Source organism: Frigoribacterium sp. CFBP 8759 (genome assembly GCF_014841655.1).
Lineage (GTDB): Bacteria > Actinomycetota > Actinomycetes > Actinomycetales > Microbacteriaceae > Frigoribacterium.
Genome location: NZ_JACYUH010000003.1, coordinates 480,479 through 505,237 on the forward strand (window position 1 = coordinate 480,479; position 24,759 = coordinate 505,237).

The 24,759-nt window shown below is 72.3% G+C and carries 18 protein-coding genes; 14 read left to right on the forward strand and 4 right to left on the reverse strand.

The window, feature by feature from the left end; all coding sequences use genetic code 11:
* Positions 1 to 154: 154 nt before the first annotated feature.
* From IFT79_RS12420 to IFT79_RS12440, 5 genes are all read left to right on the forward strand, one after another.
* A complete protein-coding gene (locus tag IFT79_RS12420; RefSeq protein WP_158612863.1) occupies positions 155 to 913 on the forward strand; it encodes a lysophospholipid acyltransferase family protein in 759 nt (252 codons plus the stop codon).
* Positions 914 to 999: 86 nt separating this feature from the next.
* The gene (locus IFT79_RS12425) at positions 1,000 to 1,683 is read left to right on the forward strand and encodes an ABC transporter ATP-binding protein (RefSeq protein ID WP_199859676.1); all 684 of its coding nucleotides are present in this window, start codon (positions 1,000 to 1,002) and stop codon (positions 1,681 to 1,683) included.
* Complete coding sequence (locus tag IFT79_RS12430; RefSeq protein ID WP_192124474.1) at positions 1,643 to 4,108, forward strand: ABC transporter permease; 2,466 nt, start codon at positions 1,643 to 1,645, stop codon at positions 4,106 to 4,108. The genes IFT79_RS12425 and IFT79_RS12430 overlap by 41 nt, the downstream gene beginning before the upstream one ends.
* 137 nt (positions 4,109 to 4,245) lie before the next feature.
* Entirely contained in the window at positions 4,246 to 5,226 is a 981-nt protein-coding gene (locus IFT79_RS12435) for a ThiF family adenylyltransferase (RefSeq protein ID WP_207116410.1), read from the forward strand.
* A gap of 50 nt (positions 5,227 to 5,276) precedes the next feature.
* Positions 5,277 to 6,290 carry an LLM class flavin-dependent oxidoreductase gene (locus IFT79_RS12440; protein ID WP_056047824.1) on the forward strand — a complete coding sequence of 338 codons (1,014 nt, stop codon included), beginning with the start codon at positions 5,277 to 5,279 and terminating at the stop codon, positions 6,288 to 6,290.
* Positions 6,291 to 6,347: 57 nt separating this feature from the next.
* Here IFT79_RS12440 and IFT79_RS12445 read toward each other — a convergent pair whose 3' ends face one another.
* On the reverse strand, positions 6,348 to 7,829 hold the full coding sequence (locus IFT79_RS12445; RefSeq protein ID WP_192124476.1) for a mannosyltransferase family protein: 1,482 nt from the start codon (positions 7,827 to 7,829) through the stop codon (positions 6,348 to 6,350).
* Positions 7,830 to 7,899: 70 nt separating this feature from the next.
* On the opposite strand from IFT79_RS12445, the gene IFT79_RS16950 reads away from it, so the two are divergent.
* From IFT79_RS16950 to IFT79_RS12470, 5 genes are all read left to right on the forward strand, one after another.
* Positions 7,900 to 9,003 (forward strand): helix-turn-helix transcriptional regulator, encoded by a 1,104-nt coding sequence (locus IFT79_RS16950; RefSeq protein WP_192124478.1) that lies wholly within the window; start codon positions 7,900 to 7,902, stop codon positions 9,001 to 9,003.
* A gap of 108 nt (positions 9,004 to 9,111) precedes the next feature.
* Positions 9,112 to 10,419 (forward strand): alpha/beta hydrolase, encoded by a 1,308-nt coding sequence (locus tag IFT79_RS12455; RefSeq protein ID WP_192124480.1) that lies wholly within the window; start codon positions 9,112 to 9,114, stop codon positions 10,417 to 10,419.
* A 229-nt stretch (positions 10,420 to 10,648) separates the two neighbouring features.
* Positions 10,649 to 13,846 carry a S8 family serine peptidase gene (locus IFT79_RS12460; RefSeq protein ID WP_192124482.1) on the forward strand — a complete coding sequence of 1,066 codons (3,198 nt, stop codon included), beginning with the start codon at positions 10,649 to 10,651 and terminating at the stop codon, positions 13,844 to 13,846.
* Between the two features lie 696 nt (positions 13,847 to 14,542).
* Positions 14,543 to 16,249, forward strand: a complete 1,707-nt coding sequence (locus IFT79_RS12465; RefSeq protein WP_192124484.1) for an Ig-like domain-containing protein — start codon at positions 14,543 to 14,545, stop codon at positions 16,247 to 16,249.
* A 112-nt stretch (positions 16,250 to 16,361) separates the two neighbouring features.
* Positions 16,362 to 17,054 carry an endonuclease/exonuclease/phosphatase family protein gene (locus IFT79_RS12470; protein WP_307785101.1) on the forward strand — a complete coding sequence of 231 codons (693 nt, stop codon included), beginning with the start codon at positions 16,362 to 16,364 and terminating at the stop codon, positions 17,052 to 17,054.
* Positions 17,055 to 17,191: 137 nt separating this feature from the next.
* Here the strand turns inward: IFT79_RS12470 and IFT79_RS12475 are convergent, their stop codons facing one another.
* Complete coding sequence (locus IFT79_RS12475; RefSeq protein WP_056046704.1) at positions 17,192 to 17,470, reverse strand: hypothetical protein; 279 nt, start codon at positions 17,468 to 17,470, stop codon at positions 17,192 to 17,194.
* A gap of 332 nt (positions 17,471 to 17,802) precedes the next feature.
* Between IFT79_RS12475 and IFT79_RS12480 the strand changes: the two genes are divergently transcribed.
* Entirely contained in the window at positions 17,803 to 18,642 is an 840-nt protein-coding gene (locus tag IFT79_RS12480) for an aldo/keto reductase (protein ID WP_159825978.1), read from the forward strand.
* A 174-nt stretch (positions 18,643 to 18,816) separates the two neighbouring features.
* A complete protein-coding gene (locus tag IFT79_RS12485) occupies positions 18,817 to 19,581 on the forward strand; it encodes a Pr6Pr family membrane protein (RefSeq protein WP_192124486.1) in 765 nt (254 codons plus the stop codon).
* On the opposite strand, the gene IFT79_RS12490 is transcribed toward IFT79_RS12485, so the two are convergent.
* Positions 19,512 to 21,023 (reverse strand): flavin monoamine oxidase family protein, encoded by a 1,512-nt coding sequence (locus IFT79_RS12490; protein ID WP_192124488.1) that lies wholly within the window; start codon positions 21,021 to 21,023, stop codon positions 19,512 to 19,514. The genes IFT79_RS12485 and IFT79_RS12490 overlap by 70 nt on opposite strands.
* A gap of 175 nt (positions 21,024 to 21,198) precedes the next feature.
* Positions 21,199 to 21,996 (reverse strand): alpha/beta fold hydrolase, encoded by a 798-nt coding sequence (locus tag IFT79_RS12495; RefSeq protein WP_056046697.1) that lies wholly within the window; start codon positions 21,994 to 21,996, stop codon positions 21,199 to 21,201.
* A gap of 386 nt (positions 21,997 to 22,382) precedes the next feature.
* Here IFT79_RS12495 and IFT79_RS12500 point away from each other — a divergent pair, with 386 nt between their 5' ends.
* Together IFT79_RS12500 and IFT79_RS12505 are read left to right on the forward strand one after the other, a co-directional pair.
* The gene (locus IFT79_RS12500; protein WP_192124490.1) at positions 22,383 to 23,222 is read left to right on the forward strand and encodes an NAD(P)H-hydrate epimerase; all 840 of its coding nucleotides are present in this window, start codon (positions 22,383 to 22,385) and stop codon (positions 23,220 to 23,222) included.
* Positions 23,223 to 23,709: 487 nt separating this feature from the next.
* On the forward strand, positions 23,710 to 24,681 hold the full coding sequence (locus IFT79_RS12505) for a glycyl-tRNA synthetase (protein WP_192124492.1): 972 nt from the start codon (positions 23,710 to 23,712) through the stop codon (positions 24,679 to 24,681).
* Positions 24,682 to 24,759 lie beyond the last annotated feature (78 nt).

The following is a 24,759-nucleotide window of genomic DNA, read 5'->3' on the forward strand; positions in this document are numbered from 1 at the left end:
CTTCACCCTCTTCGAGGTCGTCCGATACGAACGTCTTTGGTCGGCGCTCCGCGCCGCCGGGCCCGCTGCCGCGTGGCGACTCATGAACGACATCGCCCGGTTCGACCTGCCCGCCTACGACTCGATCGCCGACCCGTCCGACACGAGCGCCGGCATGGCGGCCAAGGCCCGTGCCGCCATGGGGGGCTTGCCAGGTCTCGCCTCCGTCGACATCGACGCTGCAGCGGGGCGATATGGCGACTACGGGCCTCGGATGCAATTCGAGTCGACGTTCGTCACGCTGTGGCTCGACGACCGAGCTCGGCTGGACGAGGTCGTCGAGGTTCGTGGCGGCGAGCACCTCGAGGAGGCGAGGGAGCACGGCCGTGGCGCCCTGGCCTTGCCCCTGCACTTCGGGGCGTCCTACGTCGTCCCGCCGATCATCGCGCACCGACACCCCACGCGCTTCGTCTTCAACAGGATGAACTTCGACGAGCTCCGGGATCGGGCGTTTCCCTCTCTCGATGTCGACGCCTTCGCCATCGACGACGACGCGACCTTCCGAAAGGGGCTCCGAGCGCTCAAGGACGGGCTCGTCTTCGCAATGTTCCCCGAATACGATCCCAGAGGCCGAGGCCGTCACCACACCGTCGTCCCGTTCCTGGGGGCTTCCGTCGTCGCACCGCAGGGGCCGGCCCTCATGAGTCGTGCCGCGGGCGCAGCCATGCTGCCGATGCACCTCGACCGGACGGGAGAAGCTCACTTCGTCCTGACGATCCACCCGGCGATTCCCGCCCCGACAGATGACGTCGAGGTCCAGGGGTCGACGGTCGCGTTGTGGCGACTCATCGAGAGGCTCATCCTCGACGGCCGCGCCGGCGACTGGGAGATGTGGACCGACTTCGATCTGATGCGGACGGAGTCGGCGGCATGAGCACGGTTCCGCTCGTCGAGATCCGAGAAGTGTCACGGCTCTTCGAGAGCCGAGGTGGGAGACCGCCCGCCGTTGACCGTGTCTCGTTGGACCTTCACGAGGGCGAGATCATCGCGATCGTCGGTCGCTCCGGCTCGGGCAAGTCGACTCTGGTGCAGATGGTCGGTGCTCTCGACACCCCCAATCACGGTCAGATCGTCTTCGACGGAATGACACTTTCTTCCCTCTCCGAGGCGGAGCGCACCGTCCTGCGAAGAGATCGCATCGGATTCGTCTTCCAGGACTCCCACCTCGTCCCGACCCTGTCGGTGCTCGAGAATGTCGCGCTCACGTCACTCGTCGCGGGAAGACGCCGCTCGGAATGGGCGGATCGAGCGCACGCGCTGCTCGACGAACTCGGCCTCGACGGTCTCGGATCGGCCCGTCCGGCCACCTTGTCGGGCGGAGAGGCCCAGCGTGTGGCCCTGGCTCGAGCGCTCTTCTCCCGTCCGTCTCTCGTCCTCGCCGACGAGCCGACCGGCGCGCTCGACAGTGCGACCTCACGGGATGTCCTGAGGCTGCTCCGGGGCATGGTCGTCGACGACCAGGCGTCAGCGGTCGTGGTAGTCACCCATGACCTCGAGACCGCCTGCATCGCCGACAGGATCATCGTCCTGCGAGACGGCCGAGTCATCGCCGACGAACGCTTCACACCGGCGGCCACGATCGACAGCGTCGAGGGGAGGGCCCATGAAGAACGCGTTCGCGCTTGGTTGGCGGAACATCGCTGACGGACGGCGGCGGGCAGGACTCACCGCCCTCACGGCAGCCTTGGGGGTCGCCCTTCTCACGGCCTCACTCGTCACCGGGCTGACGGCGCGCCAGACGGTCGTCGACGGAATCGATTCGTTACTCACGTTCGGGGACGTGGGCATCGTCCCCGAGGTGGATCGTGAGTTCGTCAACGAGGGTCTCGTGGACGCACTCGCCGCCGATCCCGGAGTCGTGTCGTCGCTCCCCACCCTGAGTCGAGAGACGGTCGTGGTCGGCGCGACGGGTGAGGCCGAGGCCCTCCTCCTGACCGGGGCCCCGGCCGGGCCGGACTCACTCGCCTCCCAGGTGGTCACCGACGGTCGAGCTCCTCGACCGGGCTCGGACGAGGTCCTGGTGCCGACAGATGTCGCAGACCGCATGGGCGCCTCCCTGGGGAGTCGAATGTCGATGACGACTCCCTCGGGCGTCCGCTCGTTCGACGTGGTGGGGCTCGTCGACCCCCGCTTGTTGGGTGTCTTCGCCCGGGACAACCTCTTCACCGACCTCGAGGTCGTCCAGAGGGCGTTCGGGCTCGAGGGTGACCTCACCCGTCTCGACCTCGAACTCGATCCTGCAGTCGCGTCCACCTGGGCAGCAGAACACCGAGCGGCGCTTCCGTCCGGCGCCGTCTTCCAGGACACGTCGGCCGTGGCCGACGGCCTCGGGCCCATCGAAACGGCCGTGACGGCGGTGATGGCAGGGCTCGCTCTGGTCGCCCTCGCCGTGTCGGCACTGCTCGGTTCACTGGCGAGCACGGCTGCCGTCCGAGCACGGCGCCGTACCTACGGTGTGCTGCGGGCCACGGGCGCGTCCACACGGTGGTTGGTCTCGTCGGTCGGCGCCGAGATCGCCATCGTCGCAGCGGCCGGAACGGTCGTGGGCGTCGCGGTCGGCGTCGCCGGCGCTGCGGTGGTGATGAGTCGGATGGACGGGGAGGCTCCGTCTCTTCCGACCCTCACCCTCTCGGTCGGTCTCGGCGTCCTCGCGGGAGCGACCTCCGCCACGCTCGGGGCCCGACGAGCCGTCGCCGACGTCCGTCGAATTCCGCCGGCGTTCGTCGTGAGGGGCGTCGAACCCGCAGACGGTTCGCCCGGATCGTGCTCACGGCGACGAGCCGTCGCGGTCGCCGTGGTCGCATCGGTCTCGGGGCTGGTGATCTGGGCCCTCGACGCAGGCGCCGTCCTCGACGCTCTGGGCCTGGTCGCCCTGGCGGTCTGTGCGGTGGCCCTCTCCCGCCTCGCGATCGCGCCCCTGGCGGCGTTCGCGGCCAGGCTCCAGTGGGCCGCCGACCTGGCGCGTCGCCGACCGACCCGCGGCAGGTCGACGGTGACCGGGGCTCTCACCCTGGTGGTCTTCGGTGCGGTGTCGCTCGCCACCTGCGTCGGTGCCGTCGCCTCCGCGACAGGGGAACAGATCGATCGGCAGTTCGGGGCCGACGTGCAAGTCACGTCGGTCGTGCCCTTGTCGGACGACGCCGAGCCGATCGTCGTCGTCGACGGCGTTCGGGACGTCGCGCGGTCGGTGTCCGGTGAAGCCACCGTCCTGTCGGCGTCCGCCGAACTCGACGTGCCGTTCCAGGCGATCGACCCCGAGACCTGGTTCGACGTGTCGGGGCTCGCGTGGTCCGCCGGTGGCGGATCGAGAGGTGTCGAGTTGCTGAGGGCCGGTGGGGGCATCGCTCTGCCGAGGGGGGTCGCCGAGTCCCTGACGGTGGCCCCGGGTGATGAGGTCGTCGTGTCGGCCGGGGGGACCCAGGTGTCCCTCGAAGTCGTCGGGCTCTTCACCTCGGTGGCCACGGGGCAACAGGTCGTCATCGACCGCAGGACGGCGGGCGAACTCGGTGTCACGGGGGTCTCTCGGTGGGACGTGTCGGCAGACGGAGGGGTCGATGTCGCCGACTTGTCAGACCGCGTCGCCGCGCAGGTGGTCGGAGTCCCCGGTGTCGACGTCATCACCGCCGAGGCGACGAGGGATCGTGCAGCCTCCGAGACGGCAGCCCTCACGGCAGGACTCTTCGCAGCGGTGACGGTGACTCTGGCCCTCGGGGCCCTGGGGGCCAGCAGCACGCTGAGCCTCGACGTCGAATCGCGGCGTGATGAACTCGCCGTGCTCCGCACCGTGGGGTGCCGACGTCGCGGCGTCGGTGCCCTCGTCGCCTGGGACGCCACCGTGATCGCCGTGGCGTCGCTGAGTGCAGGACTGCTCCTCGGCTCGTTCGGGGGAGCACTCGGGACGCGGATCGTCTCGAGGCTCCTCGGCGTGGGGGTCGACCCGGTGGTCGATCCCGTGACGATCGCGGGAATCGTCGGCGTGACGGCGATCGCTCTCGCCATCGCCGCCGTGGGGCCGGTCCTGCGGGCCTCCCGCACGGAGCCCCTGACGATTCTGAGGGGCACGTCATGAGCGCTGACGCGAGAACGGGCTCAGCCGCCCGCCCCCGTCTGCGAGACAGCATCATCGTCGTCCAGCTCGCAGACGGTCGCCTGCAATTCAGGGCAACGTACGAGCGGGTCGTGTCGACCTTCTCCGTCGAGCCCTGGGTGGCGGACCTCGTCCCGCTGCTCGATGGGACTCGCACGCCAGTGCAGCTCGCCCAGACGCTTTCCTTGCTTGATCGCGGAGCGCTCGAGGACGTGCTGGAGGTCCTCGAATCCGAACGCTTCCTGGCGTCGGAGGCATCTTCCACCGACCGTGCCACGAGGCATTCGCGTCAGCTGCAGCTGTTCGACGAGATGATCTCGGCCGATGAACTGTCCGCAGTCGCTCGAGGACACGACGCCTCGACGATCCAGAGCCGGCTCACCGGTGCGTGCGTGGTCGTGGTCGGCGTCGGTGGTGCTGGTTCGTGGGTCGTCCAATCGCTGGCCGCGGCTGGGGTGGGAAGGCTCGTGCTCATCGATCCCGACGTCGTCGAACTCTCCAATCTGAACCGGCAGGTGCTCTTCGATTCCGGAGACATCGGACGAGTCAAGGTCGACGCAGCCGCAGAGCGAGTCGCCGAGATCGACGCGGACATCACCGTCGACGTCTGGCGCACTCGGGTGGACACCGCGGAACAGCTCGCGACCCTGCTCTCGGGTGCCGATCTCGTCGTGAGTTGCGCAGACCAGCCCTCGGTGCCCGTCGTGGCCGACGTCGTGGCGACGGCGAGCACCGCGGTCGGTGTCCCGCACATCGTCGGAGGCGCGTACGGCGCCCTGCTCGGGGTGCCGGGTGTCACCGTCCTGCCCGGCCGAACGACGTGCTGGTCGTGCATCCGTGCCGCGACAGCCGACGATCACGGACGTGCCGCGCGAACTCTGAAGGGTTCTTCGCCCGGCGGCTCAGCCGCCCCGTTGGCCGGCGTGGTGGGGAACATGACGGCATGGGAGGCGCTCCGGATACTGCTCGGGGCACCACCGGCACTCGCCGGAGGTGTCCGCGAGGTCGATCTCGCCAGTTTCGACAGCGTCTGGCGTCCGATCCCACCACGTCTCGAATGCGGATGCGTTCCATCGTCCGAGACGACCGGTTCGACCTGACGATCGCCAAGACCGGGCATACGGCGACGACCGTCGTTGTTCACCCCCGCATGAGCATTCCCCTCTCGATCCTCGACCTCGCCCCCGTCGCACCCGGTCAGACCGTGCGCGAGAGCTTCGCGGCCTCCGTGGCCCTGGCGCAGCAGGCCGAGGCGAGCGGGTACCGGCGGGTCTGGTACGCCGAGCACCACAACATGGCCTCCATCGCCTCGAGCGCGACGTCGGTGTTGATCGCCCACATCGCGAGCCAGACCTCGACCATCCGCCTCGGCTCGGGCGGCGTCATGCTCCCGAACCACTCGCCGCTCGCCATCGCCGAGCAGTTCGGCACCCTCGAGACCCTGCACCCGGGGCGCATCGACCTCGGCCTCGGCCGAGCCCCCGGCAGCGACCAGGCCACGTTCCGGGCCATGCGCCGCGACCCCTCGTCGTCCGAGCGCTTCCCGCAGGACGTCGTCGAACTGCAGGCGTTCCTCGCGGGGGAGTCGCGCGTCGCCGGCGTCCAGGCCGTCCCCGGGGCGGGCACGAACGTGCCGCTGTACATCCTCGGTTCGTCGCTGTTCGGTGCCAAGCTCGCCGCCGCCCTCGGTCTGCCCTACGCCTTCGCCTCGCACTTCGCCCCCGGTGACCTGGTGGACGCCGTCTCGGCCTACCGTCGCGAGTTCCAGCCGTCGACCCAGCTGAGCGAGCCGTACGTGCTCGCCGCCGTCAACGCGATCGTCTCCGACGACGCGGACGACGCCGACACGCAGTTCGCCGCCGTCAAGCGTCAGCGCCTCATGATGCTGCTGCGCCAGAGCGGGCAGATCGACCCCACCCGCGAGTTCGGCGACGACGAGCTCGACCACCTGCTGCGCACCCCGGTGGGGCAGCACGTCCAGACCATGACGACCTACACCGCCGTCGGCACGCCCGGCGACGCACGCGAGTACATGGAGCAGTTCGCCCGCACCGCCCAGGCCGACGAGCTGATCGTCGCGCACTCGGCCTCGTCGACGGAGGCGCGCCTCCGGTCGGTCGCGCTCCTCGCCGACGCGATGCAGCTGGCCCCCGCCGCCGCGTAGCGCGCCGGCGCCAGCCCGCCGCCGCACGGCCCGTCGGGGCCGGGATCGCGCCGGCGGTTACGGTGCGGTGAAGAGGAAGACGAACACGACGGCGACGGGCTGCAGCGCGGCCCCGCCGAGCAGCATCGAGCGCCGCACCCACGGTCGCGACGAGATCGCGGGCGTGCCGAGCAGGGGGCTGAGGGGCATGAGCAGGCGGAACAGGCTCTGCTGGGGCAGGAACACCGCGACGAGGTAGGCGAAGAACCCCGCGGTGAACGCGACGACCTCGTGACCGAGCCGCAGCGTCGAGCGTCGGGTCACCCAGAAGGTGAACGACGCGATGATGGCCAGCACGAGCACGATGCCCCCGATGCCCAGCCACCGCCCGGCGAGGAGGAACCACGGGGTCAACGGCACGAACGCCGGACGGCCGACGTAATCCACCCACCAGGCCATCTCGGTCTCGAGGTAGGCGTCGGACTGGCCCGTGACCACGTGGGCGACCACCGGCCAGGCGAGTCCCGCCGCGGCCATCGAGAGCCCCGCCACGACGATCGTCGTCAGCTCGCGCTTCGGCATCCGTCCACCGACGACGAACTCGCGCAGCCCGGCCCAGGCACGACGGGCCGACGTCCGGGCGGCGAGGACGAGGGCAGGAGGCGCGCTGCCGATCCCGGCGATCCGTCGCGTCCCGGCGTCACCGGGGGACCGCGGCGTCGACGCGGACGGCGCGTCGGCACCCGCCGTGCCGTGCCCCGTGATCGAGGTCGAGGTCGAAGCGGAGGACGTGGTCGAGGCAGCGGCAGCGGAGGCAGCGGCCGTGCGGGCCCCGGGCCGCTCCCGCTCGGTGTGCCACCGCACGATCAGGTGGATGCCGAGCGCCAACGCCAGGGCGAGCGCCCCGGGTCGGACGAACGAGGCGACGATGCCCGCCGCCGCCACGAGCGGGTAGTTCCGGCGCTGCATGGCGAGCAGACCGCCGAACATCAGCAGCAGGAAGAGGCTCTCGGCGTAGCCGACCGACATGACGAAGGCCATCGGCCCGAAGCAGAACAGCAGCACGGCCCAGAGGGCGCCGGTGCGTCCGACCTTCGTCACGAGCAGGCGGTGGAGGACGACGGCCGCAGCCGCACCGAAGACGGTGGCGAGCAGAGGGGCGGCGACGACGAAGTCCATGCCCGTGGCGACCATCAGCAGGTGGCAGAGGTACGGGAAGACCGGCAGGAACGCCCACTCGTTCGGCAGCACCTCGCCGGCCGCGTCGGTCGGCAGGGTCGAGGGATAGCCGTGCAGCGCGATGGTGCGGTACCGGTCGGCGTCCCACGACGAGGTGAAGTCGAGGAAGCTGCGGTCGCTGCCGGGGGTGATGAAGGTCGCACCGGCGAGTTTCGCGACCTCGTAGACGGCGAAGAGGACGCTCGTCGAGAACAGCCGCGACGCGAGGTAGACGACCAGCACGCTGCGCCAGCTACCCGAGAACCGATCGGCGAGACCGATCGAGAAAGCGGGTCGGCGCAGCCTCGCCGCCGACGGCGACGCGATCGTCTCGCGGCTCACCGCCCCGCCCCGTGTCCGGTCATCTGGACGACGCTACCAAGAGTCGGCTGTGACGGGGCAAGATCGTCCCGTGCCCCTTCCGTCCTTCGCCGCCCTCGGGATCGACGACGTGGCCGTCGCGGTCTACCGTCACGTCGTCGCCGGGGCCGGGCTGGCGGACGCCGCGGGAGCGGCGGCCGGGCCGACGCCCGAGGCCGTGGCACGGGCCGTGCACCTCGACGAGGCGACGGCCCTGGCCGCCCTGGAGCGCCTCCGTTCGCTCGGGCTCGTCCAGCGCTCGGCGGGGGGCGAGGGCTACGGCGCGGTGGACCCGCGCGTGGCCGTGCCGGCCGTCGTCGCCGCGCGTGCCGACGCGCTCGTCGAGGTGCGCGCGGCCGTGCCCGAGCTGGGAGCGCTGTTCGACGAGGGCCGCCGCCCGCACGACGCCGACGAACTCACGCGGGTGGTCGTCGGGCACGCGGCCGTGGGGGACTGGTACTCGAGGCTGGAGCACCGGGCGACCACCGACTTCGTCGCCTTCGACCGTCCGCCCTACGTGGTCGCGTCGAACGAGTCCACCCAGCGGGTCGCCCTCGGGCGCGGCGTGCGGTGGCGGGCGGTCTACACGGTCGCCAGCATCTCGGCCGACGGCAGCTGGCAGGGCGTCCACCGCCTCGGCGCCGACGGGGAGGAGGCCCGCATCACGCACGACCTGCCCGTCAAGCTCGCCGTCGCCGACCGCCGGGTGGCCCTCGTCTCGATCGGGCACGACCCCGACCGGCCGGAGGCCCTCGTGACCGAGTCCGAGCCGCTCGTCGCCGCCCTCCACGACCTGTTCGAGGCCCGGTGGCGCAGCGCGTTGCCCGTGCCGGGCACCCCGGGGGCCGGTGGGGCCGCGGTCGACTGGGCCGCGGTGGCCGCGCGACTGGCGTCGTCGTCGACCGTGCCGGCGACGTCGGGAGCCACCGTGCCGTTGCGGGACCAGGAGGCGCGACTCGCGATGCGACCCCCCACCCCCGCCGAGCGCGACCTGCTCGCCCTCGTGGCGGCGGGGGCGACCGACGAGGTGATCGCGGGTCAGCTCGGCATCTCGTCCCGCACGCTCCGTCGGCGCCTGCACGCCCTCTTCGACGAGCTCGGCGCGAGCAACCGGTTCCACGCCGGAGTCGAGGCCGCACGCCGCGGCTGGGTCTGAGTCAGCCGACGCCCAGCCCTCTCACGGCTCACCCATCGAGTCGCCTCGATAGCGTCCGGACGTGATCGATCGTCCCCGTGCGGAGCCCTCGTGCTGAGGCTCTCCCTGATGTCCGCGGGCACCCTCGCGGCCGTGTACGCCGTGGCCGGGGCGCTCGTGGTCTCGACGGTGCGCCGTCCGCGCGGGGCCCGCACCTGGTGGCGCTGGGTCGCCGCAGCCGCCGCGCTGGGGGCCGGCCTCGGCGCGCTGGTCACCTGGTGGCTCGGAGACGTCGAGGACGTCCTCGACGTCCCGCCCACCTGGGTCGACCGTCTCTGGGTCGGGGCCCTGCTGGCGGTGGTCGGCGCGGCCGTGGTCGCCGTGGTGCGCGGAGGCGCGGGGCGGCGGGTCCTCGCGGCCTCGACGATCGTCGTGACGGCCCTCGCCACGGGCCTCGCGATCGACCGCGACAGCGGGCTCTTCCCGACCGTGGGGGCCCTGCTCGGCGTGTCGGACGTCTCGCCGCTCGTCGTCCCGGTCGCGCAGGGGGCGGCCGTGCGGGCCGGACGGACGTCGACCCCGGCGGCCCCGGACCTGGGACGCACCTGGCGGGCACCCGCCGACCTGCCGTCCCGCGGACGGCTCGGCAGCGTCGCCATCCCGGGCACGGCGTCCCACTTCGACGCACGGGACGCCCTGGTGTACCTGCCGCCCGCCGCCCTCGTGGCCGATCCGCCGCCCCTGCCCGTCGACGTCGTCCTGTCCGGACAGGGTCCCGGCGCCGCCCCCGAGAACCTCGTCGACGCCGGACGGATGGTCGAGACCCTCGACACCCTCGCCCGCACGCATCACGGCCTCGCGCCGATCGTCGTGATGCCCGACCAGCTCGAGCGGCCGACCAACAACCCGATGTGCGTCGACGGACCCCTCGGTCACAGCGAGACCTACCTGACGGTCGACGTGCCCCGGTGGATCACGAGCCACCTCTCGGTCCAGGCGCCCGGTCGGGCCTGGGCCGTGTCGGGCTTCTCGGAGGGCGGCACCTGTTCGCTCCAGCTGGCGGCTGGCCACCCGGAGCTCTTCGCCTCGTTCGTCGACGTCTCGGGGCAGCGGGGACCACTGCTGGACGGGGGAGCACAGGTGACGGTCGAGCGCGGCTTCGCCGGCGACCGGGCGGCCTACGACGCCGCCCAGCCGCTCGCCGTGCTGGCCGCCCGGGCCCCCTACGCCGACAGTGCCGGTTTCTTCGCCATCGGCGGGACCGACTCGCGCTACGGGCCCGTGATGCCCGTCGTCGCGGCGGCCGCCCGGGCCGCGGGCATGGACGTCACCCGCCACGTCGTGCCCGGCAGCGGCCACGACTGGTCGACGGCGTCGCGCGGGCTCGGCGCGGGGACGGCCTGGGCGGCGGCGCGGCTCGGGCTGACGACGCGGTAGGGAGGCGCGGCGAGGCGACCGTCCGCCGAAGGGGGGACGACGGCGGTGCCCCGCCTGCGCCTCCTCGTGTGAACTCTCTGGCCGAAGCCGGTCAGTGGCCGGTTTCGGCCATGGCCCCCACTAGAGGGTCACCGACATTCACAGGTAGTTCTTATGGATCGACCGCGGCCCGGAGCTGCGGCGCACCACCGACAGCACGTCCCGAACGACGTGCATCGAAAGGCGATCCGTGATCACACCATCCGGCCGACGCAGGCCGACCGCTCCGCCCCGCACCCGACTCCGTGGCGGCTTCGCCACCCTCCTCGCCACCGGCGTCGTCGCCGCGGGCCTCGTCGCGGTGCCGGCCACCGCCTCCTTCGCCGCGGACGGCCCGGCCGTCGTGGGCGACAGCCAGTTCTCCGACGGCAAGTACATCGTCATGTTGCGTGAGCCGGCGGCCGCGACCTACGAGGGCGGTCAGCCGGGCCTCGCCCGCACCGCCGTGCCCGAGGGCAGCGACCTCGACGCGCAGAGCGCTCCCGTGCAGGACTACGCCGAGCACCTGAAGGGCGTCCAGCAGGACGTCGCGGCGGCGGCCGGCGCCACCGTCCAGGCGAGCTACGCCATCACGACCAACGCCTTCGCGGCCGACCTCACGGCCGCCCAGGCCGCCGAGCTCGCGAGCGACCCCTCGGTTGCCGCCGTCTCGAAGAACGAGCTGCTCAAGCTGCAGGCGACGCCGTCGACCGAGTTCCTCGGCCTGGGCGACGCCGAGGGGAACGGCGGCGTCTGGGACGCCGTCGGTGGACGCGAGAAGGCCGGCGAAGGAGTCGTCGTCGGCATCATCGACTCGGGCATCGCGGCGGGCAACGCCTCGTTCGCCGGTGACCCCCTGGGGTCGGCCAGCGACGCCGAACCCCACCTCGACGGCGACCGGACCGTCTTCGCCAAGGGCGACGGCGGCACCTTCACCGGCGTGTGCCAGACCGGCGTGCAGTTCGACGCCGGCGACTGCAACACGAAGCTGATCGGTGCGCGCTACTTCGTCGACGGCTTCGGCGTCGGCAACATCGGCACCGAGGAGCAGGGCGAGTACCTCTCTCCCCGCGACGGCAACGGCCACGGTTCGCACACGGCGTCGACCGCCGCGGGCAACGCCGACGTCGAGGCCACCATCGGCGACCGTTCCTTCGGCACCGTCTCGGGCGTCGCCCCGGCCGCCAAGATCGCGGCCTACAAGGTCTGCTGGGACGGCCCCGACCGCGTCGCCACCGACGACGACGGCTGCGCCACGCTCGACCTGATCGCCGCCATCGAGGCCGCGGTCACCGACGGCGTCGACGTCATCAACTACTCGATCGGCGGAGGCGGGGCCACGAGCACCTTCTCGGCCACCGACCAGGCGTTCCTCGGCGCGGCCTCGGCCGGCGTCTTCGTGGCGGCCTCGGCCGGCAACGACGGCCCGACCGCGACCACGGCCGACAACGCGGCACCGTGGATCACCACGGTCGCGGCGTCGACCATCCCCAGCTACAGCGCGACGGTGCAGACCGCCGACGGCACGAACTACCTGGGCGGCTCGATCACCGTGCCGACCGGCACCGACGGCCTGACGGGCGACTTCGTCTCGTCGACCGCCGTCGCGGCCGACGGCGCCGACGCCACCGCGGTGACCCTCTGCGCACCGGACACGCTCGACCCGGCGAAGGCCGCCGGCACGATCGTGCTCTGCGACCGCGGCGTCTACGACCGCACGGCCAAGTCGGCCGAGGTCGAGCGCGCCGGCGGCATCGGCATGGTGCTGGTCAACCCGACGAGCAGCTCGGTCGACCTCGACGAACACGCCGTCCCCACGGTCCACCTCAACGCCGACGACTACGACGCGGTCCACGCGTACGCCGACACCGAAGGTGCCACCGTCACCCTGCTCGACGGCAACCCGGGCGCGCTGCCCGAGCCCGCCACCCCCCAGATCGCCGGCTTCTCGTCGCGCGGCCCGGTGACGGCCGACGGCGGCAACCTGCTGAAGCCCGACATCTCGGCCCCCGGCGTGGCGATCCTCGCCGACGGTGCCAACGCGCAGGGCGAGCCCGGCACGTACGAGTTCCTCTCGGGCACGTCGATGTCGTCCCCCCACATCGCCGGTCTGGCCGCGCTCTACCTCTCGAAGGACGTCCACCCCGACTGGACCCCGGACGAGGTCAAGTCGGCCATGATGACGACCGCCTACGACCTCGTCGGTGAGGACGGTGCTCCGAGCCGGGACGTCTTCGCCCAGGGCGCCGGCCACGTCGACCCGACCGCGTTCCTCGAACCCGGGCTGCTCTACGAGAACGGTCCGGCCGACTGGCAGGCCTACGTCGACTCGATCGACACCGTCGAGGGCACGGACTCGTCGCTCAACCTGCCGTCGATCAGCGTCGGCTCGCTGGCCGGCACCGCCCAGGTCACGCGCACCGTCACCTCGACCGGGGCGGGGACCTACACGGTCGCCCCGATCGAGATGGACGGCGTGACGGCGACGGTCGAACCCTCGACGTTGACCTTCGGCGCCGCGGGCGAGGAGCAGGACTACACGGTCACCTTCACCCGGACGACGGCGGAGCTCGACCAGTTCGCCACCGGCTACCTCACCTGGTCCGACGGGACCCACGACGTGCGCAGCCCGCTCGCCGTGCGCCCCGTCCAGCTGCAGGCCCCGGCCGAGGTGGCCGGCGAGGGCGCCACGGGCGAGAAGGCGTTCGACGTCACGGCGGGCGACGCCCTCGAGCTGCCGCTCACCACCGAGGGCCTCGCCGCCGGGCAGGTCACGACCGGCTCGGGCGCGGCAGGCACCGCGGCGGCCGAGACGCCGGTCACGATCGCCGAGGGCACCACCCACGCGCGCTTCGTGCTCGACAGCGCCGACGACACCGCGGACCTCGACCTGCTCCTCTACACGGCCGGCGCCGATGGTGCGCCCGACCGGCTCGCGGCATCCTCGGCCACCGGTTCGGCGGACGAGCAGATCGACCTCGACGCCCCCGCGGCGGGAGAGTACGTGCTGCTGGTCGACTTCTACAGCGGTGCCGGGCAGCTCGACTACACGCTGACGTCGTACCTGCTCGACCCGGCGACGGCCGTGGGAGGCTTCACGGTCGACCCGGCCACCCTCTCCGCAGGGCTGGGCGAGACGGTGACGCTGACCGCGTCCTGGACGGGCCTGCCCTACGAGCAGACCTTCCTCGGCCGCGTCGTGTACGGCGACACCGGACAGGTCACCTACCTCACGGTCGCCTCGGGAGAAGAGCCCGAGACGCCCACCGACCCGGGTCCCGGCCCGGGCCAGCCCGGCCACCCCGGTCAGCCCGGACACCCCGGCGGCTGGAGCCTCGGTGACATCCTGCAGTGGATCTGGAACGCCCTCGGCGACCTCTTCCACGGCTGGTTCCCCTGGCGCGGGTAGCACCCGTGGCCTGACGGCCTGACGGCCTGACGGCCTGACGGCCTGACGGCCTGAGCCACCCGGAGGCGGTGGTCACCTTCCCCCGGGAGGGCGACCACCGCCTCCTCGCGTCCCCGCCCCCTCCCGCCCCCTCCCGCCCCCTCCCGCCCCGCCTGCCCCGCCCGCGTGGTGTCGGCAACTCCTGGCTCGTGCTGCGGTGGCGCTCGCCAGCGGGGGAGTCGGGACCGGTGTCGGTCAGGGTGCAGGAGTTGCCGACCGAGGCCGTCCGTGTCGGCAACTCCTGGCTCGTGCTGCGGTGGCGCTCGCCTGCGGGGGAGTCGGGACCGGTGTCGGTCAGGGTGCAGGAGTTGCCGACGAACCGAGCACCGCGCACCGCGCACCGCGCACGGCGCACGGCGCACCGCGCACGGCGCACGGCGCACCGCGCACCGCCCACCGCGCACGGCGCACGGCGCACGGCGCACGGCGCACCGCGCACCGCGGAACGTCCGTCGCCCGGGCTCCACCCTCGTCGCCCGTTCCTCGTCCGGGTGATCTGTCCCCCCGATGGTGGACACGGTCGGCACACCGGCCCTAGTTTGGGTGTCACCCGAGACGTGACGATCCCCGTTCACCCGACCCCGGCGCCGTACCCGAACACGGCACCGGGGGAACAGGTCGAGGCGCGCGTCTGCCCTACCCGAAAAAGGCACCACCATGCATTCGCTCACCCTCGCGGGGTCTCCCCGTCGCGGGCGGAGGGCCCTGCGCCTGTCCGCCGCGCTGCTCGCCACCCTCGCCCTGGCCGGCACCGCCGCCCTCGCCGGCACCGCGGCTCCGGCCCGGGCGGCCGAGATCGACGGTGCCATCACGAACGTGACGGTCACCCCGACGACGCCGAAGCAGGGCTCCCAGCTCACGACGACGATCGCGTGGCAGGTGCCCGACGACACCCTCGCCGGGGACACCTTCACGCTGACGCTCAGCGAGCACCTGAAGAACCTGCCCACCGACTTCGCGCTCCGCGACCCCGCCACCGGTGCGGTCGTGGCCGACGCGGCCGTCGTCGGGACGCGCCCGTCCGTGGTCACCTTCACGATGACCGCCTACGCCGAGGACCACCTCAACGTCAGCGGCCAGGCCTTCGTCACGTCCGACTTCGAGGGACGCACCACCCCGTCGGGCGTGCCCACCCCCTTCACGTCGACCACGAACGACGGTCGCGACTTCACCACCGTCGTCACTCCGACCGGTGTGCTGCGCGGCTCGGACGTCGTGACGAAGTTCGGCACCTACACCCGTGCGGACCAGGGTCGCCTCGTGGGCGACGACTTCCTCGTCTGGAGCGTGAACACGCCGATGGGGCCGTTCGACTCGGCCACCGTCGGTGACTCGGTCCCCGCCGGCGAGGCGTGGTCGTTCGACTGCGACACCGCCGTGTTCACCGAGATCCGCACCAAGGCCGACGGTTCGCTGGCCGCCCCGGTCGCCGTGACCCCGGCCTCGTTCGACTGCACCACCTCCGGGTACACGGTCTCGTGGGGCGCGCAGACGCGGACCGCGCAGTACCGTGCCGCCGTCGCCGTGAGCCTCGCCGCTCCCACCGGCACCGCCACCGACCCGCAGACCTTCACCAACGCCGCGACGGCATCGACCGTCCGGGCCGGTGTCGCCGCCGGCAGCCGGGTCACGGCCTCGAAGGTCCAGGCCTCCGCCGGGGGTGTGGGCAGCGGTGACGTCCCCGTCTCCGCCGTGACCATCACGAAGGGCGACGCCGCGGGCCACGCGGCCGACACCGCCGACGCCGCCGTCGTGCTCTCCGACGGGACCGCCTCGCTGGCCTATCGGGTGACGAACACCGGTGCCGACGCGCTCGCCGACGTCTCGGTCTCGGACGCGGTCGTCGCCAACGGCACCGTCACGGGCCTGAGCTGCGACTTCAGTGCCCTGGGCGGACCGTCCACCGGCGTCACCTGGGCCGGCCCGCTCGCGGTCGGTGCCTCGTTCGACTGCATCGCCGCCCTCGCGGGTGTCACGGCCGGCACCGCCGACCACCACGACGTCGGCACCGTGACGGCGCGGGGCATCGAGTCGGGTCAGGCCGTGACGTCCTCGAACGCCTGGTTCGCCCGCGTCTCCGGCGCGACCGGCACGACCACCACGCCGACGTCCGCCCCGACGACGACCCCGGCCGCGATCGCCGCCCCCGCGGCGGGCCCGACCGCCCCGGCCGCGTCGACGCCTCGACCCGCCGCCGCGGCAGCGACCACCGGTCTCGCCTTCACCGGCGCCGAGCTGGCCGGCCCGGTCACGTTGGCCGCACTGCTGACCCTGCTCGGTGCAGCGCTCGTCGTCTCGGCCCGTCGTCGTGCGGCCCGCGCGACGCTCACCGGTGACGCCGACGGCAGCCACCGCGGCGAGTAGCCGACCGTCAGGGGGTGCCGGGTGCGGCGGACACGACGTCCGCCTCACCCGGCACCCCCCTTTCGTCCAACCTGCACCTCCCCGAAACAGACGTGGACTAGGTTCGCTACTCGTGACAGAAGACAACGGACACACGATGCGCGTCGTCAGCTACAACCTTCGCGAGCACACGGCCAAGGGCGAGATCCGGTCGCTCGCCGAGGACAACGACGCCGACGTGCTCTGCCTGCAAGAGGCCGACACGAAGGACATCCCCGACGAGTTCGGCGAGTTCGCCCTCGCGGCGTCGACGCACAACAACCGTCTCGGGCTGGCGGCCTACTACCGCCGTTCGCGCTTCGAGTTGCTGGGGACGAACGTCTACGCGCTGAAGAAGTCGATGCACGACCGGGTGATGTCGCCGGCGCACGAGCGTCTCCTGGCCATGCACCTGGCCGACCGGCAGAGCGGACGTGACGTGCTGATCGGCTCGTTCCACGCCGCCCCGCTCACCGCCACGAACGCCCTGCGGAAGAAGCAGGTCGAGTCGGCGCACCGCCTCATGCGTGCGCTGGCGCCCGGCGTGCCGATGCTCATGGTGGGCGACTTCAACTACCCGTGGTTCCACGGCGGTCTCCGCAAGCACATCGAGCGCGACGGCTTCGTGCTGACCCGCAGTTCGACCCCGACCTACCTCGGCTACAAGTACGTCAAGGGCCACTTCGACTTCGCGACGAGCTACGACCTCAAGATCGAGGACGTCGTCACCCTGCCGGCCGGCATCAGCGACCACCGTCCGATCCTGGTCCGCGCCCGGGGGCTCTGACCTCGCGGGTTCCGCACACGACGACGGGCCCGGCCACCTCCTCGNCTCCTCGGGGCCGGGAACCGCAGGAGGCGCGGTGCGGCCGTCAGCCTCACCGCGCCTCCTCGGGTCGTCGCGCCCGCAGGCGCCGCCGGGGCCTAGGCGGCCAGGGCGAGCTCGCGGGTCTCGACCGACGAGGCCTGCACGATGGTGCGGCTGGGCTCGTGGCGCCAGCTGCGACCGGGGATGACCCAGCCGGCCGCTCCGTCGACGACGACCGACGCACCGACGCGCACGGCGGCCGTGACGTCGTCGCGCCAGGCGCGGACGGCGAACTGGGTGCCGCGGTCGTCGACGACGACGAACTCGACGAGGCGGGCGGTGGTGAGGGTGGGCGCGGTCGTGACCGTGCCGGTGATGCTGATGATGTCGTTCATGATGCTCGATTTCGATGTGTGCTCTGTGTTGCGACAGAATCCGTGGCACGAGATGCCGGATGGGCGCTCGTGGTCCGCCTGACGGCGGTGGTCGGGCCTGCGGTGACGGCGGCCGGAGAAGTAGGGCAACGATGATCGGTGGTCATCGTGCGCATCCGGCGAGGTCGTCTCGCGAGGCTGTTCGGGCGGTGCACCGGTGTGGACTCGGTCGTCACCGCACGGGGCACTTCTGAGAAGAGGGGCCCAAGCGACTCACCACAGTAACACGCCCGGGGTACGCTCACCAGTGTTTCCTCGGAAGGTTCGACGGGGGTGAGTGGTTGGCTCTACACATGACCACGATCCCCACCATCACCCTGAACAACGGAATCCAGATCCCTCAGCTCGGGTTCGGCGTCTACCAGGTCGACCCGGCCGAGACCAAGGACGCCACCCTCACCGCGTTCGAGGTCGGTTACCGCCACATCGACACCGCCGAGATGTACGGCAACGAGGCGGGCGTCGGCGAGGCGATCGCCGAGAGCGGCATCGACCGCAGCGAGATCTTCGTCACCTCGAAGCTCAACAACGGCTTCCACAAGCGTGACGACGCGCTGAAGGCGTTCGACGGCACGCTCGACGCGCTGAAGCAGGACTACGTCGACCTGTTCCTCATCCACTGGCCGCTGCCCGGCATCGACGTCGACTACGTCGAGACCTGGAAGGCCCTCGAAGAGATCCACGCCAGTGGCCGCGCGAAGTCCATCGGCGTCTCGAACTTCCAGCAGCCCCACCTCGAGCGCGTCCTCGACGAGGGCTCGGTCGTCCCGGTCGTCAACCAGATCGAGGTGCACCCCTACCTGACCCAGGACGCGCTGCGCGAGTTCGGCGTCTCGAAGGGCATCCACACCGAGGCCTGGTCGCCCATCGCCCAGGGCGGCGTCCTCAAGGACGAGACCATCACCGAGATCGCCGAGCGCGTCGGCAAGACGACCGCACAGGTGACGCTTCGCTGGCACATCCAGCGTGGCGACATCGTCTTCCCGAAGTCGGTCACGCGCTCGCGCGTGGAAGAGAACTTCGATCTCTTCGACTTCGAGCTGACCGACGCCGACGTGGCCGCCATCACCGCCCTGAACAAGGACGAGCGCACCGGTCCGAACCCGGACGAGTTCAACTACATCCCCAGCTGATCGCCTGATCGGCACGACGTCGCGCCGGGTCGCGACGCCGAGGCACCGAGGCCGGGTCCGCACGTCGTCACGACGAGCGGGCCCGGCCTCCGCACGTCGAGGCGTCGCGCGGGCGCCTAGTACGATCGACGTTTCCCCCGACCACAGCCGACCAGATCCGGAGGGCGTGACACGGTGCGACGGATCGTCGGCGTCCTACGCCTGCTCGCGGCCGCCGTCGGCGTGGTCGCCCTCGTCGCCGACTTCGTCTACGTGCTCGGTTTCAGCACCTTCAGCTCGATCAACTACTTCAGCTACTTCACGCAGCAGAGCAACATGGCGAACGTCGTGGTGCTCGCCTTCGCGGGCGTCGTGTCGTTGCGCGGGCGACAGGAGCCCGGCTGGTTCGCGGGAGTCCACGCCCTGGTCAGCACCTACGTGATCGTGTCGGGCATCGTGTTCGGCATCATCGTCGCCGAGTCGGCGAGTCACGACTACCGCATCGAGGTGCCCTGGTCGAGCCAGCTGCTGCACTTCGTGATCCCGACGTTCGTGCTCGTGGACTGGGTGTTCGGCCCCGACCGGCCGCGGGTGCGGTGGCGGGTGCTCTCGGTGGTGCTGGTCTTCCCGCTCGTGTGGGGCGTGTTCACGATCGTCCGCGGCGCCGACGTCGGCTGGTACCCGTACTTCTTCCTCGACCCGGCGCAGGTCACCTGGCCGGGCGAGTTCCTGCTGTACAACGGCATCGCCCTGGGCACGATCGTCGGGGTGCTCGCGGGGCTCGTCGCGCTGAGCCACGTGCGGCCGCACGCGCGGGCACGCCAGGGTGGCGGGCCGGCGTCGGCGACGGGCAGCGCGCCTCCTGCGGTCGACGGACGAGGAGGCGCGGGTCAGGACGTCGGGTCGGCCGTCGGCTCGTCGGTGGGCGCGGGGGACCCGGCGGCCACGAGGTCGAGGTAGGGCGCCAGGCTCTGCATCGCCGCGGCCACCGCCGCGTCGTCGTCGAGGCCGGCGACCTCGGCCGCCGCGTCGCCACCCGTCAGCGCGACGAGCACGGGCGCGCCGGTCGCCGGCATGAGGTTGACGAAGAGCCGGTAGGGGGCGTCGTCGTCGAGCACGGCCCAGACCGTGGCCTGGGTGGACCAGAAGGCCTCGTCGAAGCGCAGCCAGAGCACCTCGCGCGTGCCGACGCCGAGGGCCTCGATCGCGTCCGTGTGGGTGGACGGCAGGTCGGGTGAGAACTCGGGCACGCCGGTCTTCAGCACGCCCAGGGGGATGGTCGACACGGCGCGGTCGACCGAGAGCGACTCGCCGGTCGCGAGCCTCAGCCCGACGCCCTGGTCGCCGTACTGGACGCGGACGACGTTGCTGTCGCGGAGCACGTCGAGGCCGTCGAGCAGGCCCGCGACGAAGCCCGAGAGGCCACCCGTCACCACGGAGGCGCCGGTGGGCAGCAGGTCGCCCGCGGGGTCGTCGCCGAGGGCCGAGGCGGCGAGGTCGTCGGCCCCGGCCCCCCAGCGGGCCGGGAGGAGGTCGTCGAGCACGAGCGCGAGACGGTCGGCGTCCGAGACCCCGTCCGGACCGGGCAGGGCCGAGACCTCGTCGGCCCCCGAGCCGGAGAGGGCGTCGGCGACGCTCGTGCCGGAGTCGGCGTCGGTCGTGGTGGAGCGCCCCGCGGCCCAGGACGCGGCCCGGTCGAGACGGTCGGCGGCGTCGCCGAGGGAGTCGACCGCACCGTCGGACGTCCGGACCTCGACGGTGTCGTCGAGCGGCCGGGTGCGGACGCGGGCGAGGGCGAGTGCAGCCTGGAGGGCCACCGACCCGGGGCCCTCGAGCAGGCCGACGCCGAGTTCGACCGGGTAGGGCCAGTCGTCGTCGTGCACGCTGTGCACCCGGCCGCCGACCCGGCCGCGGGCCTCGACGACCACGACGTCGTAGCCCCGGTCGACGAGGGACCGCGCCGCGGTCGCGCCCGCGATGCCGGCGCCGATCACGGCGATGCGCTCGTCGGCCGCGGCGACCCCGGCGACCTGCGCCGCGACGTCGAAGCCCGACTGGCGTGCACCGTAGACCGTGCCGCCCATCGTCGAGGCGACGGCTTCTCCGGCGAAGAAGAGGCGGTCGTCGAGCGGGGTGCCGAGCAACCGGCGGTCGGCGTCGGAGGTGCCGGGGGTGAGGTGGCTCGTCGCCCCGAGGGAGTAGGGATCGTCGGCCCACGAGCTGCGGCGGAAGGCGGCGGGGGCGACCGTGCCCGACGAGGTCGGCGTCGGCGTGGGGGTCGGGGTGGCGGACGGGGTGGGGCTGGCCGTCGGCGCGGGGGAGTCCGTCGTGCAGGCCGACAGCACGAGGATCGCGGCCCCCGAGACCGATCCCGTCAAGAACGCTCGCCGACTGATGCCCATGGTGCGTCCATTCTCGCAGTCGTCGCGCACCGGCGCTCGCCGGGGTCGTCCCGTGGCGTCCTGCGCTCCGGCACCGCGCCTCCTGGTCGCGTCCTGCGTTCGGGGGCCGCGCCTCCGGGTCGCGTTCTGCGTTCGGGCGCCGCGCCTCCGGGTCGACGACCCGTCGGGGCGGGCCTCAGGCGTCGACGGTCTCGAGGAAGGTGCGCAGCAGGTCGGTCACCTGGTCGACGGGGAGCAGCGACGAGGCGTGGTCCTGGCCGACGAGCGAGTAGAAGACGGCTGCCGGCATCCGGCGGGCGGCCTCCTGGGACTCGCGATGGCGGTCGACGTCCCGCGTGCCGGCCAGCAGGAGGGTGGGGACCTCGACCGAGTCGAGCTGGGGGACCGTCAGGCCGCCACCCGTCTCGGCCGCGGTGAAGAAGGCGGCCAGGGCGATCGGATCGTCCTGCATGAAGGCCAGACGGGTCTCGGGATCGATCGGACGGCCGATCGTCTCGCCCCAGCGGTCGACGAAGCGGGCCATGCCACCCGTCGTCAGGGCGTCGTGCCAGTCGGGCGTGAAGGTCGCGCCGATGTTGCCGTTCATCGGGGCCCAGCTGCCACCGATCGTGGTCAGCGTCCGGAGGCGCCGGGGCTCGTGCGCCGCGACGGACAGCCCGATGCGGGCGCCGAACGAGTAACCGACGTAGTGCGCGGGCTCGAGGCCCGTCGCGTCGAGCACGGCGCCGACGTCACCACGGTGCAGGTCCATCGCGTACGACTCGGGGTCGTGGGGCTTGCCGCTCTTGCCGTGGCCGCGCATGTCGAGCGCGACCACCGTGAAGTCGCGCTGCAGGTCCCGGAGGTAGCCGAGCCCCCGCCAGGTGCCGCGCGAGAGGCCCGAGCCGTGCACGAGCAGGAGCGGCGGGCCGTCCCCGTCGACCTCGTAGGCGATCTCGGTGCCGTCGACGGGGTTCGGGGTGGTCGCACGCATCCCGACAGTCTGGCAGCGCCGCACAGCTCGTGACGGTTGTGGTCGTAGTGCTCGCTGTGCTCGCTGTGCTCGTTCTGCTCGCTCTGCGCGTCCCGCTCGTCGTGCCGTTCTCGTCAGGTGACGGTCGACTCGGGTCTGCTCGCGGTCGGGTCGTCCGAGGTGCCGAGTGGCGCGCGATGTCGGCAACTCCTCCCTCGTGCCGCCCGTGCCTCCCGTGGGCGGCGCCCTCGGCCGCCTGCGCGTCACAGGCCCGGAGTTACCGACTCGGTCGGTGCCGTACGAGCAGGTCCTCCCTCGGCACGGTGCGGCACGGCAGGGCCCGGCGCCGTGGTGGACCGGGGTGGGCGGCCCGGTCATCCGGCGGTCGAGGGGAGGAGGGTGGACGCATGGTCGAGGCTTGGACGGCGGCACAGATCCGTGAGGCGGAGCGCCCACACCTGGAGGCGGGCGAACCCTTGATGAGGCGGGCGGCCGACGGTCTCGCGGACGTCGTGCGCGACGTGTTGCGCGCCTCCTCGTCCTCCCGGGACGGTCGTGCGGGCCGCATCCTGTTGCTCGTCGGAAGCGGCAACAACGGCGGTGACGCGCTCTACGCCGGGGAGTCGCTCGCCCGCGAGCTCGTGCCACAGGGCGGCGCGGTGACGGTCGTGCCGGTGGGGTCACGGGTACACGAGGCCGCCCTGGCCGCGGCGCTCGCGGCAGGGGCCGTGCTCGACGACGTCGAAGCCTGGTGCGACGCTGCGGTCGTGGCGGGGGTTCTGCCCGCGTACGACGTGCTGCTCGACGGACTCGTCGGGACGGGCTCGAACGGTGCGGGGCTCCGGGGGGATTCGCTGCGCGTGGTGCGGGCGGTGCTGCCGGTGGTCGCTGGTGCGACATGGGGTGTGGGTGCGGAAGCGGCTGCGGCATCGGCATCGGCATCGGCATCGGGGACGGGGAGGGACGCAGGGACGTCCCCGGCCGGAGGTTCGGCCGCGGACGGCGACGCCATCGGACCCGCACCACGAGTGATCGCGGTCGACGTTCCGAGCGGCATCGGGGTGGACGACGGGGCCCTCCCCGATCCGCCCCACGTGCTCCCCGCGGACGTCACCGTCACGTTCGGTGGCCACAAGGTCGGGCTCGTCGTGGGCCCGGGGGCGGAGCGGGCCGGGCGCATCGTGCTCATCGACATCGGCATCGGTCCGGACCTCGCGCGCATGCCCCCGGCGGTCACGACTACCTGATCGCCGCCCCGCCCCGCCCCGCCCCCGCCTCGCCCCGCCTCGTCTCGCCCAGCCCCCGCCTCGCCTCGTGCCGCCCCTGTCCCGTCCGTCTACTGCCCCCTTCCGTCTCGTCCCGTCGTGTCCTGTCCCGTTCCGCTTGCTGTCACCGCCAAGGGTCTGTCCCGGTCGGCAACTCCGGGCTGTCGACTGGCCGAGGCGGAACCCTCGCGCCTCCGTCACGACGCCGACGCCCGATGCAGGAGTTCCCGACACTGCACCAGCACGGTCGGCAACTCCTGCCCCCAGGGCATCGCCACCCGGCCGGAACCCTCACACCACCTTGGGTCTGGGCAGGAGACAGGAGTTGGCGACGGCAGGCCGTTCCCGACCGCGGAGAAGGTCTCACCGGTTCGGCGTCGTCTCGTCCCCAGGGGCCAGCCGCCGCCGTGCGTCCCCGGTGCGAGTCGTGCGGAGGTGACGGCTCCCGCGATTCCGACACGCTCGTGACATGACCACGATCGCCGAACTGGTCTCGTCCGCCGGAGGCCTGCTCCACAAACGCGACCTCGTCGCCCACGGCGCGACCGACCGACACCTCACCGTCGCCGTGCGTTCCCGCAGCGTCGTCCGGCCCCGGCGGGGGTGGTACTCCACGTGGTCGCCCCATGACCCCCGGTTCGTCGCGGTGGCGGTCGGTGGCCGGCTCACGGGAGCGTCCGCCCTCCACCTGCTCGGGGCGTGGTCGTGGTCGTCGCGCCGACCGCCCGTCACCGTGTCGGTTCCGTTGACGGCCTCGCGCCTCCGGAGGCGTCGAGGGGTCCGTGTCGTCTGGGACCCCGTCGACCTGAGTTGCCGAGGATCGACCTGGGCGGTCGATCCTCGCGACGCCCTGGCCCGGGCGGTCGTGGAGGCGCGATCCTTCGAGGACGCGGTGATCCTCGTCGACTGGGCGAGGGAGGCAGGCATCGTCCAGGACGATGACGACGCCGCCGAGGTGTTGTCCCGCAGGAGGATGGACGCTGCCGGCCTCGTCGCATGGAGTGAAGGAGGCGCGGAGAGCATCCTCGAGAGCGCCGCCGGAACGAGACTCCGACGCGCGGGACGCCACGTCGTGCGTCAGATCCCCGTCTCGGGGACGAACAAGATCATCGACATGGTGGTCGACGGCATCATCGGCTTCGAGACGGATGGACGAGCACACCATGAACGGCGTTTCGACGAGGACCGGGTCAAGGACGCCGACATCGCCCGTGAGGGGCGGGTGCCGTTTCGGGCGAGCGCCATGATGGTGAAGAACAGGTGGCGGTCGACGGCCGAGGCGATCGATGCGCTGATCTTCACGGCGGGTGGCCCCCGTCGCGCCGAGGATGTCGGCAACTCCTCGTTGCCGCGAGTGCTCGGACCCCGGGGTCACCGATCGTGGCGGCTGGCGATTCCCCGACGGCGCGCCGGTCGAGAGTTCCCGATCGGGGGGACCTAACGGTGGAGCTCGGGGCCCGTGCCGTTGGTCTTCATCGCGCCGCACGGCCCGGCCAAGCCGATCGCGAGGCACGGCCCG

What these genes read in the sequence shown, in the direction of transcription:
- IFT79_RS12495 (WP_056046697.1), bottom strand. Translation starts at nt 21,996, where the DNA reads ATGCGTGCGACCACCCCGAACCCCGTCGACGGCACCGAGATCGCCTAC.
- IFT79_RS12465 (WP_192124484.1), top strand. Translation starts at nt 14,543, where the DNA reads ATGCATTCGCTCACCCTCGCGGGGTCTCCCCGTCGCGGGCGGAGGGCC.
- IFT79_RS12500 (WP_192124490.1), top strand. Translation starts at nt 22,383, where the DNA reads ATGGTCGAGGCTTGGACGGCGGCACAGATCCGTGAGGCGGAGCGCCCA.
- IFT79_RS12490 (WP_192124488.1), bottom strand. Translation starts at nt 21,023, where the DNA reads ATGGGCATCAGTCGGCGAGCGTTCTTGACGGGATCGGTCTCGGGGGCC.
- IFT79_RS12420 (WP_158612863.1), top strand. Translation starts at nt 155, where the DNA reads ATGGCGGCCAAGGCCCGTGCCGCCATGGGGGGCTTGCCAGGTCTCGCC.
- IFT79_RS12430 (WP_192124474.1), top strand. Translation starts at nt 1,643, where the DNA reads ATGAAGAACGCGTTCGCGCTTGGTTGGCGGAACATCGCTGACGGACGG.
- IFT79_RS12475 (WP_056046704.1), bottom strand. Translation starts at nt 17,470, where the DNA reads ATGAACGACATCATCAGCATCACCGGCACGGTCACGACCGCGCCCACC.
- IFT79_RS12440 (WP_056047824.1), top strand. Translation starts at nt 5,277, where the DNA reads ATGAGCATTCCCCTCTCGATCCTCGACCTCGCCCCCGTCGCACCCGGT.
- IFT79_RS12455 (WP_192124480.1), top strand. Translation starts at nt 9,112, where the DNA reads ATGTCCGCGGGCACCCTCGCGGCCGTGTACGCCGTGGCCGGGGCGCTC.
- IFT79_RS12480 (WP_159825978.1), top strand. Translation starts at nt 17,803, where the DNA reads ATGACCACGATCCCCACCATCACCCTGAACAACGGAATCCAGATCCCT.
- IFT79_RS12505 (WP_192124492.1), top strand. Translation starts at nt 23,710, where the DNA reads ATGACCACGATCGCCGAACTGGTCTCGTCCGCCGGAGGCCTGCTCCAC.